Origin of the sequence: Brevundimonas vesicularis (genome assembly GCF_032067225.1) — a bacterium.
GTDB lineage: Bacteria > Pseudomonadota > Alphaproteobacteria > Caulobacterales > Caulobacteraceae > Brevundimonas > Brevundimonas vesicularis_F.
Genome location: NZ_DAMBJX010000015.1, coordinates 23,955 through 40,188, shown reverse-complemented (window position 1 = coordinate 40,188; position 16,234 = coordinate 23,955). Strand labels below are relative to the sequence as shown.

Here is a 16,234-nt window from a genome sequence, read left to right as displayed (position 1 = left end):
TTTTTGTCTTCCGGACGGACGCCTGTTACTGCGTCGGCGTCAGATACTTGTTCAGCCAGCCGAACACTTCATTGTGCCATTGCAGGCTGTTGGCCGGCTTTAGCACCCAGTGGTTCTCGTTGGGGAAGACGATCAGGCGGCTGTCGATGCCGCGCCGTTGCAGGGCGGTGAAGGTCGACAGGCCTTGGGCGGTCGGGATGCGGAAGTCGCGGTCGCCCTGAACCACCAGCATCGGCGTCTTCCAGTTATCGACATGGTTGGCCGGGTTGAACTTCTGATAGCCCTCCGGCTTGTCCCACGGCGTGCCGCCGTATTCCCACTCGGTGAACCACAGCTCCTCGGTCGAATAGCCCATGCCGAAGGTGTCGAAGACGCCGTCGTGGTTGACCAGGCACTTGAATTCGTTCGACCAGTTGCCGGCGATCCAGTTGATCATATAGCCGCCATAGGAGGCGCCCAGCGCACAGGCGTTGTCGCCGTCCAGGAAGCTGTACTTCTGTTGAGCCGCCGCCCAGCCCTTCTGCAGGTCTTCCAGCGGGCGGTCGCCCCAGTGCTGGCTGATCGCATCGGTGAAGGCCTGGCCGTAGCCGGTCGAGCCGTGGAAATCGATCATCACTACCGCATAGCCCGCGCCCGCATAGGTCTCGGGGTTCCAGCGATAGGACCAGCCGTCCCCGAACGAGCCCTGCGGCCCGCCGTGGATCAGGAAGGCGACCGGATATTTGCGGCCCTCGACATAGCCAGCCGGCTTGATGACATAGCCGTGGACCGTCTCGTTGTTCCAGCCGGCGAAGCTGAATTGCTCATACTCGCCGAACTGTTTGGCGGCGAAGGCGGGGTTGGACTGCGTCAGACGACGCGGCATTTCGCGACCCAGATAGGTCTTGAAATACAGGTCGCCCGGCTCGCGCAGGCTGTCCTGGGCGAAGACGAAGCCCGAGGGCGTCTGTTGGAACGCCGAGACGTGGCCCGCGCCCGTGATCGGCGTCACCACGCCGTTGCGCGTATCCACTGAAAACAGTTTGGTCGAGCCGACGTCGCCTGCCGTCGTGTACAGCGTCTGGCCGTCGCGCGACCACTGCAGCGTGTCGGCCGAGCGATCCCAGTTCGAGGCGATCTCGCGCTTCTGGCCCGTTTCGACGTCCATCAGCACGATCTGGTAGCGGTCGGCCTCAAAACCCGGCCGCGCCATGGCGCGATAGGCCAAGGTCCGCCCGTCCGGCGAGAAGACCGGGCCGGTGTCCCAGGCGTCGTTGTCGTCGGTCAGGTTGGTGAAGGTGCCGTCGCCCGACAGGCCGTTGGTCTTCCACAGGTCGAAATTGGTGCTCCACGGCTCGGTCTGGCCCGCCAGACGCGCCGAAAAGACCACGGCGTCGCCCGTCGGCGTGAAGACGAACTCGCTCTCGTCGCCGAACGGCTTGGAGGGCGTGTCGCCGTCAAAGCCCTTGGTGATCCAGGTCGGCGTCCCCGTGGCCTTGCCGTCGCGACCGATCGACTGGACGAACAGGTGGTTCTGGGTGTGGTCGTTCCAGGTGTCCCAGTGACGCACGAACATGCGGTCATAGACCTGGCCCGTCGTCTTCTGCTCGGCAATGGCCTTGCCCTGTTGGACCGAGGTGTTCAGGTCGGCCGCATTCGGATAGACGGCTAGCGACACCGCCACCTTGTCGCCCGAAGGGCTGATCCGATAGGCGTTCACGTCGGTGGGCAGGTTCGTCACCTGAACCGGCGCCGACGTCGGCGAGGCCACGCGCCAGACCTGGCTCGCGCCCGACTTGCCCGACAGGAAATACAGATTGCCGTCCCCGCCCCAGCGCGCGGTGTTGGCGCCCTGATCCGAGATGGCCAGGCGGCGCGGGGCCGTGTCCGGCGCGTTCAGGTCCAGGATCCACAGGCTGCCGGCGCGGCTGTTGGCCTGAACATCGGTGGTCGTGACCGAATAGACGACATAGCGGCCGTCCGGCGACACCTGCGGATCGCCCAGCCGGTTGGCCGAGATCATGTCCTGATAGGTGAAGGCGTCAGGCGTCGCGGGCGCGGCCGGAACCGGCGCGGGCGGCACCTGGGCCAGGGCAGGCGCGGCGCTCATCAGCGCAACAGCCGCGCAGGCGGCGGACAGAAGGGAACGGTGACGCATCAAGATCTTCCTCGCGAAGCTTTCTGGCCGCGAGGCGTAGCACCCTGCCAAGGCGCGTCAATGGGTCGCTCAGCCCGCCGGCGCCGTATAGCGGCCCACCCAATCCAGGATTTCCTGCTGCCAGTCGACCCAGGTGCGAGGTTTCAGCACCCAGTGGTTCTCGTCCGGCACATGGACGAAGCGGCTAGGCACGCCCTGACGCTGAAGCGCCGAGAAGGTCGCCAGCCCCTGCTCCATCGGCACGCGGAAGTCCTTGGAGCCATGCAGCACCAGCATCGGCGTCTTCCAATCGCCAGCGTAAGTCTCAGGATTGAAGGCGTCATAGACGGCCTTGCGCTCCCAGCTTGGTCCTCCGAACTCCCAGATGAAGTTGCCGATATCCATGGCGTTCATCAGCTGCGGCACGTCGAACACCCCGGCGTGGTTCACCAGGCAGCGCCACGGCCCGTTCCACTTTCCGGCGATCATATTGACCATATAGCCGCCGTAGGAGGCGCCCAGCGCGCAGGCCCGGTCGCCGTCGATCCACGGATTGCTCGACAGCGCCGCCGCCCAGCCCTTCTCCAGATCCTCCAGCGGCCGGTCGCCCCAGTGATCGTTGATCGCGTCGGTGAAGGCCTGGCCGTAACCGGGCGAGCCGTGGAAGTTGATCATCACCACCGCATAGCCCGCGGCCGTATAAACCTGCGGATTCCAGCGGTAGGACCAGTTTTCGGTCCAGGGCGATTTCGGCCCGCCGTGGATCAGATAGACCGCCGGATAGCGCCGACCCTCGACCGCGCCCGCCGGTTTGAACACCCAACCCTGCACCGGCTCGTTATTCCAACCGGCGAAGGTGAAGGCCTCGCCTTTCGGCAGGTCCAGCTGCGCCAGCACCTCAGCGTTCTGGCGGCTGATCTGGCGGGGTTCGCCGCGTGTCTGCACAAAGATCTGGGTCGGGGCGACGAAGCTTTCGTGGGCATAGGCCAGGACCTCGGCCTTCTCCTCATAGGCGCCGACCGTGCCGTTTCCGGTCAGCGGTGTGATCCGGCCGGTGCGGGCGTCGACCGTAAACAGCCGGTTCTGCCCCTCGTCCGCCGCCGAGACCAGCAGCGACCGGCCGTCAGTGCGCCATTGCAGGCCGCCCGCGCCGCGATCCCAGTCGGTCAGCTTCCTCGCGCCGGAGCCGTCGGCGTCAGCCAGCCAGACCGCAGCCTGATCCCCGCCGACATTTTCGCGCGGCGCCGACAGCCAGGCCAGTTGGCGACCGTTGGGCGAGAAGACGGGATTGCCGTCCGATCCCTTGTTGCCTTGCGTCAGATTGACCGGCGTCCCGCCGGCCAGCGCGACAAGAAACACGTCGCTGTTGCTGGTGAAGGGTTCGCCCGCCCCTTGCGTCTGCGTGCCGTAAACCAGCGTCCGGCCGTCCGGCGAAATATCGAAGCTTGAATCGCCCGCCGAGACATCGGCGTCCAGGCCCGCCATCAGGTCGCGCGGCTCGCCGCTCGCCCCAGAAATGGCCAGACCAGACCCGTTCAGCGGCTGGACGAACAGATGGGTGCGGCGCGTATCGACCCAATGATCGAAGTCGCGCAGCGGCAGACGGTCATAGGACTGGATCGTCGATTTGCCCCGCGCATCCAGCCGCGTCTTGGTGCAGGCCAGGTCAGCGCAATCGACGAACACCGACACCGCCAGCACCAGCGACCTGCCGTCCGGCGCGATGCGGAAGCCCGAGACATCGAACGGCAAGGTCGTCACCTGGGCCGCCGCCATCCCGGCCGCATCCGTGCGCCAGACCTGGTTGGATCCGCCGCGGGACGACAGGAAATAGATGGCCCCGCCGTCCGGCGCCCAGCGCGCGCCCGCGGCGCCGCCTTCCGAGATCGCCAGCCTGCGCGGCTCGCCGCCGTCAACGTCCGCCAGCCACAGGCCGTTGACGCCCTTGTTGCCGTCCCAGTCGGTGGTGCGCACGGCGTAGACGATCTGGCGACCGTCCGGCGAGACGCGCGGCTCGCTGACCCGCTCCATCATCGCCAGGTCCTTCAGCGACAGGCTGCGCGGCTGAGCTTGGGCTTGAGTCGCCGGCGTCTCTGCGGCGGCGGGCCCCGCCTGCTGAGCGAACGCAGGCGCGGCGGCCAGCATCAGGGTTCCGAAGGCGGCGGCCGCCATCCAGCGTGAACGCGTCATGTCTCAATCCCCACAGGTTTTCAGACCTTGATAGGGGCCGTCCGTCTGATCGCCAAGCGCACAGGTCGCCGCGCATCTTGCCCCCTCCGACCGAACCGGCGACAAGCGATCTTTCATGACCGCCGCCACCCTTCCCGCCCGCCGTCAGCCCCACATCGTCGATGTGCTGATCGCCGAACGCGCGCCACGCCTGACCGCCTCGCCGCTGTGGCCGGTCGTGCGGCCAGCGCTCTACGGCGTGCTGGGCTATGGGGCGGCGGTGCGAATGGCCGACGCCATCCGCGACCTGTCGGGGACCGAGACCTTCGATTACGTCTCGGACCTGCTGAGGCTGAAGGTGACGACGACGAACCTGGACCGTCTGCCGGCGAGCGGCCGCTGCGTCGTCGTGTGCAACCACCCCACCGGCATCGCCGACGGGGTCGCCGTGTTCGACGCGATCAAGCAGCGGCGCAGCGACATGATTTTCTTCGCCAACGCCGACGCCATCCGCGTCTCGCCCCGGCTGGACGAGACCATCATCCCCGTCGAATGGGTCCACGACAAACGCACTCGCGAAAAGACCCGCGCCACACTGAACGCCGCCAAGGAGGCGTTCGAGGCCGAACGCTGCGTCGTCATGTTCCCCGCCGGTCGTCTGGCGCGCGAGAAGAACGGCGTCCTGACCGATCCCGAATGGGCCCCGACCGCCGCCTCCATGGCGCGCAAATACGATGCGCCCACCGTGCCCATGCATGTCACCGGCCCCTACAGCCGGCTGTTTCACCTGTTCGACAAGGTCTCACAGGAGCTGCGCGACGTGACCCTGTTCCACGAGTTGCTGAACAAGGAAGGCAAGCCGTTCGGCGTCGATGTCGGCCTGCCCATTCCCGCAGACCGACTGGACGTGGACGCCGCCAAGGCCACCGAGGCGCTGAAGACCTTCACCGAGCGGACCCTGGCCGCCGATCCTGATGCGGTGTTTCCATGAAGATCGCCCTGCCCGACGCCGAGGCCACCACCGCCTTGGGCCAGGCCATCGCCCCCCTGCTGGCGGCGGGCGACAGTCTGCTGCTCTACGGGCCGCTGGGCATGGGCAAGTCGACCCTGGCGCGCGGCCTGATCCGCGCCCTGACCACGCCCGACGAGGACGTGCCCAGCCCGACCTTCACCCTGGTCCAGTTCTACGAAAGCGACCCGCCCGTCGCCCATTTCGACCTCTATCGCCTGACGCGACCGGAAGAGGCGTTCGAGATCGGCCTGGACGAGGCTCTGGACGAGGGGTGCGCCATCATCGAATGGCCCGAGCGTCTGGGCGACGACCCCGGCCGGTTCCTGGGGCCGGACCAGCTCATCATTCATCTGTCCGAGATCACGCTCGACGCGGCCTCGGAACGCCTTCAAGCAGACGGGCTCCGCGAGCCCGTCGATAGGGCTCTGCAAAGAAGGCTTGCGACCGTTTCCGGCGTAGGCCGATGGGAAACGGGGCTGAAGGATCTGCATGTCTGACCGCGAAACCCTCCGTCTCGACTTCCTGAAGGCCGCCGGCCTGGCCGACGCCGTGCGCGCCCCCCTGCCGGGCGACGCCTCGACGCGGCGGTATGAGCGGCTGACGCCGACGTCCGGTGCGACCTTGATGCTGATGGATCAGGCGCCCGCCGCCGAAAGCCAGCCGTGCGATCCGCGCTGGACGTCCGAGCAGCGTCACGCCGCCGGCTGGAACGCCGTCGCCCGCCTGTCCGCCGGCAGGATCGAGGCCTTCGCCGCCGTCGCGGCCCATCTGAAGTCTCTGGGCCTGTCCGCCCCCGAAATCCCGTCGCTGGACGCCGCCAACGGCCTGGCTGTGCTTGAGGATTTCGGCGACGCCCTGTTCGCCCGCGTCATCGAAGACGGCGCAGACGAAACGCCGCTGTATCTGGCCGCCATCGAGGCCCTGGCCGTTCTGCACGAGGCGGGCGCTCCGCCCGAAACCCTGCACGGCCCCGGCGGCGACTGGCCGCTGCTGACCTATGACGAGACGGCCTTGCAGGGCGGGGCCGATCTGTTCGTCGAATGGTTGCCGAAGCTCGACGATCGGGTCCGCTTCGACGCCGCCGCCATCGCCGACTGGCGCGCGGCCTGGGCGCCCATCGTCGCCTCGGGCGCGGCCGGGGCCTCGGTCATGGCCCACCGCGACTATCACGCCGAGAACTTGATCTGGCTGCCCCAGCGCGACGGCGCCGCCCGCGTCGGCATGATCGATTTTCAGGACGCGGTGCGCGCCCACCCGTCCTGGGACCTGCACTCCCTGTTGCAGGACGCCCGCCGAGACGTGTCGCCGGCGCTGGAGGCCGAGGCGCTGGACCGCTATTTCGCCCTGCGCCCCGGCGTCGACCGCGTCGCCTTCATGGCCGACTACGCCGGCCTCGCCGCCCTGAACGAGGCGCGGATCATCGGCATCTTCGCCCGGCTGATCGCGCGCGATGGAAAACCGCGATACCGCCAGTTTCTGCCGCGCATGTGGCGGCATCTGAACGCCAATCTGGACCAGCCGGCTCTGGCGCCCGTCGCCCGCTGGTTCGACTGTCACGTTCCTGTCGAGGTGCGCGCATGACCGCCCCCAAGACGGCCCCCAAGACCGCAATGGTCCTCGCCGCCGGCCTGGGCACGCGCATGCGCCCCCTGACCGACGACCGACCCAAGGCGCTGGTGGAGGTCCAGGGCCGCGCCCTGATCGACCATGTGCTGGACCGACTGGCGGACGCCGGGGTCGAAACCGCCGTGGTCAATGTCCACTGGTTCGCCGACCGACTGGAAGCGCATCTGGCGGCGCGCGGCCAAAATTCTAAAAATCGCGGCCCCGAAATCGTGATTTCCGACGAACGCGCCGAGCTGCTGGAGACCGGCGGCGGGCTGAAGAAGGCCCACGCCCTGCTCGGCGAGGAGCCCGTCTTCGTCGCCAACATCGACAGCGTCTGGATCGACCGAGGCGACGCTCTCACTGATCTGATCCGCCTGTGGAATCCCGAGACGATGGACGCCGCCCTGCTGCTGGCCCGCCGCGAAGGCTCCATCGGCTTTGAGGGCGACGGCGATTTCTTCATGGCCGACGACGGGACGCTGACCTTCCGCGGCGACGCCCCGTCCGCGCCGTTCGCCTTTATGGGCGTCCACATCACCCGGCCGGGCTATGCCGATCACGGCCCCGACGGCCCCTTCTCCCTCAGCCCCCTTTGGCGCAAGTCCGCCGCTGAGGGACGTCTGTTCGGCTGTGTCCTGGACGGCGACTGGATGCACGTCGGCGACCCGCAGGCGCGCGATGAGGCCGAGGCGAAACTGGCGGGAGAGGCGTGAGCGGCTTCGAACCTTTCCTGGGAGCTATTCCCCGTTGGTACGCCATCCCCGCGCACCGGCCGTTTCTTGAGGATTTGGCCGCCGGGGTGCTGGCCTGGCTGGGCGATCTGCCGCCCGAAACCCTGTCGGACGCGACCATCCTGTTGCCCAACCGCCGGGCCGCGCGCGCCTTCACCGGCGCCCTGTCCAAGCTGTCGCAGGGTCGCCCCATCCTGCTGCCTCAGGTGCGGCCGCTAGGCGATCTGGAGGAGGACGAGCCGCCGTTTACGCCCGGCGCCCTGGGCCTGGACCTGCCGCCCGCCATCCCCGCCCTGACCCGCCGGTTCGAGATGGCGCGGATGATCGTCGACCAGTTCGATGCGTCCCTGAGCCCGATGCGCGCGCTGGATCTGGCCGATGCGCTGGGCGGCTTCCTCGATTCCTGCCAACTGGAAGAGATTCAGAACCCTGAGCGGATCGCCACACTAGTCGACGGCGAAATGGCCGAACACTGGGAACGGTCGGCCGAGTTTCTGGGTCTGGCGGTCGAGGCCTGGCCGAAGCGTCTGGCCGAACTGGGTCTGGTCGATCCGGCCTGGCGTAGGGCGACCCTGCTGCGCCGCCTCGCCGACCTGTGGGACCACGAGCCGCCGCGCCAGCCCGTCATCGCCGCCGGTTCGACCGGCACCGTCCCCGCCGCCGGCGACGTGCTGAAGGCCGTGGCCCGGGCGCCGCTGGGCTGCGTCGTCCTGCCCGGCCTCGACCTGGATCTGGACGCCGGCGTCTGGGACCGGCTGGACGAACAGCATCCGCAAAGCGCGATGAAGCGGCTGCTGGACCGCTGCGAGACTGCGCGCGAGAGCGTCCGCCCCTGGTTCCGGCCCGCCGTTCCTGCGGCCGTCGAGGGGCGCGGACTGGCGCGCCAGCGACTGGTCAACGAGGCCCTGCGTCCTGCCGAGGCCACTGACGACTGGCGCCGCGCGATCCGCGACATCCGCTCGGCCGCCGCTGCGCGCAGCGAGGCGCGGGACCCGATCGCCGAGGGCTTGCAGGGCCTGTCCCTTCTGTCCGTCCGCGCCGAGGAAGAGGCCGCCGCCGCCATCGCCCTGATGATGCGCGAGACCTTGGAAACGCCCGGCAAGACCTGCGCCCTGGTCACGCCGGATCAGGCCCTGGGCCGCCGCGTCGCCGCCCGGCTGGAGCGTTGGGGGGTCATCCCCGATTCGTCCGCCGGCGCCCCCCTGTCGCGCCTGCCCGCTGGCGCCCTGGTCGATCTGTGCGCCCGCTGGATCGCCGATCCGGTCCAGCCCCATCTGCTGCTCGCCGCCGTCAAACATCCGCTGGCCCGGTTCGATCTGGGCGAGGCTTCTCAAGCGGCAGCCTTCGCCGCGCTGGAGGAACACGCCCTGCGCGGTCCCCGCCCGCGCGACTTCGCCGCCATCCATCGCCGCCTGCTGGAGGCGGTCCAGCCCGACCGGCGCGGCAAGGCGCCGCCGGAATGGAAACAGGTCCGGCTGTCGGCCGCGACCCGCCTGGTCGATCAGCTTCAGGCCGCCGTCGAGGCCGCGACCGCCGTCTTCGCGCCCGATGCGGGTCTGAACCTCGCCGCCTCGGCCCTGACCCGGCTGATCGAAACCTTAGCCGGCCAGAACGCCTGGGCCGGCCCCGACGGCGAGGCGGCCGCCGCCTTGTTGTCTGGCTTGATCGAGGGCGGGGCGTCGCTCGGCCGCATCCGCCGCGCGGAACTGGCCGAACTGGTCACGTCCCTGGTCAAGGAAAACGTCGTGCGGACCGGCGGGGCCACCCATCCGTCGCTGCGGATTCTGGGAGCCATCGAGGCGCGTCTGGTCAGGGCCGACCGGATGATCCTGGCCGGTATGGAGGAAGGCGTATGGCCCCAGGCCGCGCCGACCGACCCCTTCCTGTCGCGCCCGATGCGAAAGGCCCTGGGCCTGCCGCCGCCCGAGCGTCGCCTGGGCCAGACGGCGCAGGATTTTGTCCAGGCCGCCTGCGCCGACGAGGTCATCCTGATCCACAGCGAGCGGCGCGGCGGCCAGCCCGCCGTCCGCTCGCGCTGGCTGTGGAGGCTGGAGATGCTGACGCGCGGCGCGAACGCTGTCGAAACACCCGTCGCAATCGCCCGCCCGGCGGCCGTCATCGACTGGGCCCGCGCTCTGGATGCACCGCCGCCCGGCCCACCCCAGTTCGCCAAACGGCCCGAGCCGCGCCCGCCGGTGCATCGCCGCCCGCGCAGCCTGTATGTCACCCGTATCGAACGCTGGGTGCGCGATCCCTACGCCATCTACGCCCTGTGGGTGCTGGGGCTGGAGGCGATGGAGCGGCCCGGCGCGTCTGCCGAAGCGCTCGCTCGGGGCAACGCCGTCCACGCCGCCATCGAGCGGCTGACGCTGGACTGGCCGAACGACCTGCCCGACGATTGCGAGGCCATCCTGCACGACCATCTGCTGCGCGAACTGGGCGCGCGCGGGTTCGAGGATGCGGCCATGGCGCGTGAGGCGCCGCTGGCCCGCAACTGCGCCCGTTGGCTGACCGAGTTCGAGCGCCGGCGTCGGGCGCGCGGCGTCGATATCCTGGTGGAACAGCAGGGGACGATGACCTTCGACGCCCCGGCCGGTACCTTCACCGTCAAGGCCTTTGCCGACCGCATCGAACTGGCGTCGGACGGCGCGGCGGTCATGGACTTCAAGACCGGTGCGGCGCCGTCCGCCAAACAGGTCAAGTCCGGCTTCGCCCCGCAACTGACCCTGACTGCCGCCATCCTGGCCGACGGCGGGTTCAAGGACACCAACGGCCCGGTCACGCCCGACGAACTGACCTATGTCCGCGTGGTCGGGCGCAAGACGGCGGGCGAAGTCGTCACCCGCGCCTCGGGCTCTGAGGCCGCCGACCTGGCACAGGCGGCGCTGGACGGGCTGAAGCGCCGCGTCGAACGGTTCGACGACGAGAACACGCCTTACGTCTCCTGGGCCGCGCCCCAGTTCATGGGCAACCAGGGCGGCAACTACGATCATCTGGCCCGCGTCTGGGAATGGTCTGTGATCGGCGATGGGGACGAAGAATGAGCATCGCCCCCCAGATCGTCGCCGCCGATCCGCGCCTGACCGTCTTCGTCACCGCCAACGCCGGTTCGGGCAAGACCACCACCCTGGTCAACCGGGTGGCGCGGCTGCTGCTAGATCAGGTCGATCCCGGCGCCATCCTGTGCGTCACCTACACCAAGGCCGCCGCCGCCGAGATGCAGGCCCGACTGTTCGACCAACTGGGCGGTTGGGCCGTGCTGGACGACGCCGCACTATCGCGCGAACTGGCCCGGCTGGACGACGGCGACCCGCAGGCGATGGATCACGCCGCGCTTTCCCGCGCGCGCAAGCTGTTCGCCCGGGCGCTGGAGACGCCGGGCGGGCTGAAGATCCAGACCATCCACGCCTTCTGCGAAAAACTCCTGCGACGGTTCCCGCTGGAGGCTGGGGTTTCGCCCCTCTTCACCGTGCTGGAAGACCAGGCCGCGACCGCCCTCAGCCATGCCGCGCGCGAAGACCTGGCCCGCGCCGCCGTCGCCGATCCGGACGGCCCCATCGGCCTGGCCTACAGCCATTTCGCCGTCGAGCTGGACTGGCAGCGGTTCCAGGCCCTGCTGTCGATGATCGAGGCCAGGCGCGCCGATCTGCTGGACTATATCGACCGCGCCGAGGCCGGAACCGCGCCCGATCCCTGGGCCCTGACCGGCGCCGAGCGCGACCGCAGCCCGGAGGATCTGGAGCGAGACTTCGTCGCCTTCATCGATCCCGGCGAATGGAACCGCATGGCCGAGGCCATGGAAACCGGCTCGGCCAACGACAAGAAGATCGCCGACGCCATGAGCATCGCCGCCCCGCCCCATGCCGGGTTCGCGGCCCTGGCCGGGGTCTTCTGCACCCTGGCGGGCGAACCGCGAAAGAGCATGGGCACAAAGTCGGCGCCGCAAGGCGCGGTCGGCTGGCTGCTGGACCTTCAGACCAAGTTCCTCGCCACGCGCGAGGCTCTGCGCAAGGCCAAGGTCGCCGATGATACGGTCAAGGTCCTGACCCTGGCCCGCGCCCACGCCGCCTTTTACGAAGCCGCCAAGGCCCAGCGCGGGGCGCTGGACTTCCCCGACCTGGTCGCGCGCGCCGCCGCCCTGCTGACCCAAAGCGGGGCCGCCGCATGGGTGCTGTACAAGCTGGACGGCGGGGTCGATCACGTTCTGATCGATGAAGCCCAAGACACCGCCCCCGAACAATGGGCCATCGTCCGCGCTCTGACCGGCGAGTTCTACTCCGGCGAAAAGTCCGGCCGCACCGTCTTCGCCGTCGGCGACGAGAAGCAGTCGATCTATTCCTTCCAGGGCGCCCGGCCCGAACGGCTGCGCCAGGAACGCGGCGCCTTCCTTGCTCTGGCCGAGGGCGCCGGCGAACCGTTCGCCGGGCCGGAACTGAACACCTCCTACCGCTCGACCGAAGAGGTGCTGGCCTTCGTCGACGCCGTCTTCGCCGACCCCGACCGCACCCGCGCCCTGACCGGCCCCAAGGGCGACATCGCCCGACACCTGCCCGCCCGCATCGGCCAGCACGGCGCCATCGACCTGTGGCCCCTGTTCCTGGACGAGCCCGCACCCGAGACCGACGCCTGGGACGATCCGGTCGATCAGGAAGGCTCCGGCAGCGCCCGCAAGCGCCTGGCTCGCGACCTGGCCCGCGAGATCCGCCGCCAGGTCGAAAGCGGCGTCGCCGTCTTTGATCGCAGCACCCGCGACCTGCGCCCCGCCGGCTATGGCGACTACATCGTCCTGGTCCGCCGTCGCGACGCGACCTTCGAGGAGATCATCCGCGCCCTGAAGACCGAAGGCGTCCCCGTCGCCGGCGCCGACCGGCTGAAATTGTCCAGCCATATCGTCTTCGACGACCTGATCTCGCTGGCGCGTTTCGCCCTCTTCCCCGACGACGACCTGTCCCTGGCCGAGGTGCTGCGCAGCCCGCTGTGCGACGTCGACGAGGACGGCCTCTATGCGCTGGCTGGCCGCGAGAACCGAAAGGCCGGTCAGCTGTGGCGCGACCTACGCGACCGGGCGCACGAACGCCCCGAATGGGCACGCGCCCGCGATGCGCTGCAGGCCGCCATCGATGTACGCGGCGGCGATCCCTTCGCCTTCTTCTCTCAGGCCCTGAACCGCGTGGACGAGACGGGCCGATCTGGCCGCGCCCGCATCCTGGCCCGGTTGGGCCGCGAGGCGGAAGAAGCCATCGACGAGACCCTGAACCAGGTGCTGGCCGCCGAGAACCGGGGCGCGATCGATCTGGAGACCTGCGTCGCGCAGATGGAGGCCGCAGACGTCGAGGTGAAGCGCGAACTGGAGGGCGCGCGCGGCGAGGTCCGCGTGATGACCGTCCACGGCGCGAAGGGTCTGGAGGCGCCCATCGTCATCCTGCCCGACACCACTATGAAGGCGAAGGCGCAAGGTCCATCCCTGATGCCCGCCGTCACGCCGGAGGGCGAAGGCGAGGCCTGGCTGATGGCGCCCGGCTCGGCGAAGGACGACTGCCCGGCCTCGGCCGACGCCCGCGCCGCGCGCCAGGCCCGCACCGACGACGAGACCCTGCGCCTGCTTTACGTCGCCCTGACCCGCGCCCGCGACCGCGTCATCGTCATGGGCCGCGCCTCCAGCCGCGGCGCCGAGGCCGGCAGTTGGTGGTCGATCCTCTCGGAAACCTTCGACCGTTTGGGCGATCAGGTGCGCGAGATCGACAAAGGCGTGCGTCGCTATGGCGTCGATCCCGAGCGTCGCCCGGTCGCCGCCGATGAAGTGCGGTCCGCCGCCGCCCTGCCCGCCTGGGCCGCCTCGCCGCCGCCGGCCGACGCCGCCGCCCGCTTCGCCTCGCCGTCGCGGATGGAAGGTTCGATCCGCATTCCCGCCCCCTCGCCCCTGGCCAGGACCGAGGCGGGCGGGGCGGCGCTGGGTAGGTTCAGGCGCGGCGATCTGATCCACCGGCTGCTGGAACGCCTGCCCGAGATCGCGCCCGCCGACCGCCCGGACGCCGCCCGGCGCCTTCTGGCGCGCGAGACCGATCTGGACGAGGCCCAGCGCGCCGAAATGATCGCCGCCGCCTTCTCGGTGCTGGACGACGCCCGCTTCGCCCCCGTTTTCGGCCCAGGCTCCCGCGCCGAGGTGGCCCTGACCGGCGCCTTACCCGGTCTGTCGAGCGTGGCGATCAACGGCCGCATCGACCGGCTGGTGGTCACGCCCGACCGGGTGCTCGTGATCGACTACAAGACCAACCGCCCCGCCCCCGACGCCCTCGACCGGGTCGATCCCGCCTATGTCTTGCAGGCCGCCGTCTATGTCGCCGTGCTGAAACGCCTCTACCCCGACCGCCCGGTCGAGGCCGCCCTGGTCTGGACCGACGGCCCCAAACTGATGCCGATCCCGCAGGCGATGCTGGACGCGGCGTTGGCGGACAGTTGAATTGCCCGCGATTCGCTCCCACATCTGCGACTGAACCCGGACGCATCCGGCCAACCCCCATTCGCGCTCAAGCAGCGAGGCCCCGCTGGCCGAGCGCTAGCGCCCCAAGGAGCCATTCATGGCGACTGTAAAAGTCACGGACGAAAGCTTCGACGCCGACGTCCTGAAGTCCGCGACCCCTGTCCTGGTGGACTTCTGGGCCGAATGGTGCGGCCCCTGCAAACAGATCGGCCCGGCGCTGGAGCAGATCGCCGACGAACTGGGCGGTCAGGTCACCGTCGCCAAGATCAACATCGACGACAGCCCCATGACCCCGTCCAAGCTGGGCGTGAAGGGCATTCCGACCCTGATGCTGTTCAAGGACGGCCAGATGGCTTCGATGAAGGTCGGCGCCATGCCCAAGGGCAAGATCGTCGAATGGCTGGCCGAGGCCGGCGTCAAGGCCTAAGCCTTTTCGACCCTGTCGGTTCAAGCGCCCGCCGGTCCGACCGGCGGGCGTTTTTCATGCTAGGATGGCGCCATGAGCGACGAAGACACCTCGAACCCGGCTGACGACATCCCCGGCGAGACCCCGGTCCAGAAGGCCCTGCGCCTGAAGAACGCCAGGCTGGATGCGCGCGCCAAGCCGCCGCGCGGCGGTCGCTTCCAGCGCGAACAGGCCGCCCGCATCGCCGCCGGCAAGTCCAAGCCCTGGATGACGCGCTAGACCGAACTCTGGGTTTGGTCGGACGCAGTCCATCCGAACCCAGAGTTCGGTCCAGCATGACTCTGGAGCCTGATTCACGGCATCGATGAAATCGCGAAGCGATTCCATCTCAACCGATCAGGCTCTAGACCGGCCAGGTTTCCTCGCTGGTGCCCAAGACCTCGCCGGCCAGATACAGCGATCCGCAGATGGCGACCCGGCCCGCGCCCAGGCGTAGCGCCAGGTCCAGCGCCTCAGAAACCGAACCCGCCGGGGTCGCCGCCAGCCCATGCCCGCGCGCCACGGCCGCCAGGGCCGTCGGCTCGGCTGCGGCCCCGTCAAAGCCGACGGTGAAGACGGTGGCTTGGCTGTCCTTCAGCGCGGCGAAGAATCCGCCCGCATCCTTGTTGTTCAACATGCCGCAAATCAGGGCCAGGGGACGCGGCGCCCGCGCCTGACGCTCGGCCAGAAACGCCGCCAGCGCCCGCGCCGCATGGGGATTGTGCCCCCCGTCCAGCCACAGCTCCGCCTCCGCCGCCTTGGCCGCAGCGCCGTATGGCCCCGCCGAAATCCGTTGCAGACGCGCGGGCCAGCGCACGCGCTTCAGCCCCTCGGCGATCGCGGCCTCGGGCAGGTCCAGCTCGACCGCCGCCGCCACGGCCAGGGCCGCATTGTCGATCTGGTGCGCGCCTGCCAGAGCCGGCGCCGGCAGGTCCATGAACAGTTCGGCCGTCTGGAACGCCAGACCGCCCCGCTCGGCCCAGGCGTCGAAGTCGACTCCCAGCACGGTCAGCCGCGCATGGACGTCGGCGGCGCGCCGTTCGATGGCGGCCATCGCCTCTTCCTTCTGGCGCGCGATCACGGCCGGCGCTCCGGCCTTCAGCACGCCCGCCTTTTCCGAGGCGATGGCGGTCAGATCCGTGCCAAGGAACTCCGCATGGTCGTAGTCGACCGGGGCGATGACGCTGAGCAGCGGCCGATCGATCACATTTGTCGCGTCCAGCACCCCGCCCAGACCCACTTCGATGATGGCCAGGTCCGCGGGCGTCTCGGACATGGCCAGGAAGGCGGCGGCGGTGGTGCTTTCGAACACCGTGGCCTCGCTGTCCGTCTCGGCCATGACCGCCTCGATCCGGTCCAGGATCGCGTTCAGATGATCGTCCTCGATCAGCGTTCCAGCCAGTCGGATCCGCTCGTTGAACCGGACCAGATGGGGCGACGTGTAGGCGTGCACCTTCAGCCCCGCCGCCTCGGCGATGGCGCGGATCAGGGCCACGGTCGACCCCTTGCCGTTGGTCCCCGCCACATGGATCACCGGCGGAAGCTTGTGCTGCGGATCGCCAAGGGCCGCGCACAGCACGCGCATTCTTTCCAGCGAAAGGTCGATCCGCTGGGGGTGGCGCGCGCGTAGTCGTTCGGAGACGGGATCCATCCGCCTCCTTTACCCCCTGAT

11 protein-coding genes are annotated in these 16,234 nt (G+C 69.3%); 8 read left to right on the top strand and 3 right to left on the bottom strand.

Annotation, left to right across the window (positions count from 1 at the left end):
* Positions 1-25 precede the first annotated feature (25 nt).
* Positions 26-2,137 carry an alpha/beta hydrolase family protein gene (locus RT123_RS05650; protein WP_055754496.1) on the bottom strand — a complete coding sequence of 704 codons (2,112 nt, stop codon included), beginning with the start codon at positions 2,135-2,137 and terminating at the stop codon, positions 26-28.
* A gap of 69 nt (positions 2,138-2,206) precedes the next feature.
* Positions 2,207-4,306, bottom strand: a complete 2,100-nt coding sequence (locus tag RT123_RS05645) for a S9 family peptidase (protein WP_313008284.1) — start codon at positions 4,304-4,306, stop codon at positions 2,207-2,209.
* 115 nt (positions 4,307-4,421) lie between these two features.
* Between RT123_RS05645 and RT123_RS05640 the strand changes: the two genes are divergently transcribed.
* From RT123_RS05640 to RT123_RS05605, 8 genes are all read left to right on the top strand, one after another.
* Positions 4,422-5,276, top strand: a complete 855-nt coding sequence (locus tag RT123_RS05640) for a 1-acyl-sn-glycerol-3-phosphate acyltransferase (RefSeq protein WP_313008283.1) — start codon at positions 4,422-4,424, stop codon at positions 5,274-5,276.
* The gene (tsaE, locus tag RT123_RS05635; RefSeq protein ID WP_313008281.1) at positions 5,273-5,794 is read left to right on the top strand and encodes a tRNA (adenosine(37)-N6)-threonylcarbamoyltransferase complex ATPase subunit type 1 TsaE; all 522 of its coding nucleotides are present in this window, start codon (positions 5,273-5,275) and stop codon (positions 5,792-5,794) included. The genes RT123_RS05640 and tsaE overlap by 4 nt, the downstream gene beginning before the upstream one ends.
* Complete coding sequence (gene amgK / locus RT123_RS05630) at positions 5,787-6,878, top strand: N-acetylmuramate/N-acetylglucosamine kinase AmgK (RefSeq protein WP_313008279.1); 1,092 nt, start codon at positions 5,787-5,789, stop codon at positions 6,876-6,878. Before tsaE ends, amgK begins: the two co-directional genes overlap by 8 nt.
* A gap of 29 nt (positions 6,879-6,907) precedes the next feature.
* Positions 6,908-7,618: an N-acetylmuramate alpha-1-phosphate uridylyltransferase MurU gene (gene murU, locus RT123_RS05625; RefSeq protein WP_313008302.1), complete on the top strand. Its 711-nt coding sequence runs from the start codon at positions 6,908-6,910 to the stop codon at positions 7,616-7,618.
* Positions 7,615-10,680 carry a double-strand break repair protein AddB gene (gene addB / locus RT123_RS05620; RefSeq protein WP_313008278.1) on the top strand — a complete coding sequence of 1,022 codons (3,066 nt, stop codon included), beginning with the start codon at positions 7,615-7,617 and terminating at the stop codon, positions 10,678-10,680. Before murU ends, addB begins: the two co-directional genes overlap by 4 nt.
* Positions 10,677-14,096 carry a double-strand break repair helicase AddA gene (gene addA / locus RT123_RS05615; RefSeq protein WP_313008277.1) on the top strand — a complete coding sequence of 1,140 codons (3,420 nt, stop codon included), beginning with the start codon at positions 10,677-10,679 and terminating at the stop codon, positions 14,094-14,096. Before addB ends, addA begins: the two co-directional genes overlap by 4 nt.
* A gap of 118 nt (positions 14,097-14,214) precedes the next feature.
* Positions 14,215-14,544, top strand: a complete 330-nt coding sequence (gene trxA, locus RT123_RS05610; RefSeq protein ID WP_313008276.1) for a thioredoxin — start codon at positions 14,215-14,217, stop codon at positions 14,542-14,544.
* Between the two features lie 72 nt (positions 14,545-14,616).
* Positions 14,617-14,802: a hypothetical protein gene (locus RT123_RS05605; protein WP_055754504.1), complete on the top strand. Its 186-nt coding sequence runs from the start codon at positions 14,617-14,619 to the stop codon at positions 14,800-14,802.
* A gap of 124 nt (positions 14,803-14,926) precedes the next feature.
* On the opposite strand, the gene RT123_RS05600 is transcribed toward RT123_RS05605, so the two are convergent.
* Complete coding sequence (locus tag RT123_RS05600; RefSeq protein ID WP_313008275.1) at positions 14,927-16,213, bottom strand: folylpolyglutamate synthase/dihydrofolate synthase family protein; 1,287 nt, start codon at positions 16,211-16,213, stop codon at positions 14,927-14,929.
* Positions 16,214-16,234 lie beyond the last annotated feature (21 nt).

Excerpts from the sequence above, each read along its gene's own strand:
- RT123_RS05650 (WP_055754496.1), bottom strand. The coding sequence starts at position 2,137 with ATGCGTCACCGTTCCCTTCTGTCCGCCGCCTGCGCGGCTGTTGCGCTG.
- RT123_RS05645 (WP_313008284.1), bottom strand. The coding sequence starts at position 4,306 with ATGACGCGTTCACGCTGGATGGCGGCCGCCGCCTTCGGAACCCTGATG.
- RT123_RS05640 (WP_313008283.1), top strand. The coding sequence starts at position 4,422 with ATGACCGCCGCCACCCTTCCCGCCCGCCGTCAGCCCCACATCGTCGAT.
- tsaE (WP_313008281.1), top strand. The coding sequence starts at position 5,273 with ATGAAGATCGCCCTGCCCGACGCCGAGGCCACCACCGCCTTGGGCCAG.
- amgK (WP_313008279.1), top strand. The coding sequence starts at position 5,787 with ATGTCTGACCGCGAAACCCTCCGTCTCGACTTCCTGAAGGCCGCCGGC.
- murU (WP_313008302.1), top strand. The coding sequence starts at position 6,908 with ATGGTCCTCGCCGCCGGCCTGGGCACGCGCATGCGCCCCCTGACCGAC.
- addA (WP_313008277.1), top strand. The coding sequence starts at position 10,677 with ATGAGCATCGCCCCCCAGATCGTCGCCGCCGATCCGCGCCTGACCGTC.
- trxA (WP_313008276.1), top strand. The coding sequence starts at position 14,215 with ATGGCGACTGTAAAAGTCACGGACGAAAGCTTCGACGCCGACGTCCTG.
- RT123_RS05605 (WP_055754504.1), top strand. The coding sequence starts at position 14,617 with ATGAGCGACGAAGACACCTCGAACCCGGCTGACGACATCCCCGGCGAG.
- RT123_RS05600 (WP_313008275.1), bottom strand. The coding sequence starts at position 16,213 with ATGGATCCCGTCTCCGAACGACTACGCGCGCGCCACCCCCAGCGGATC.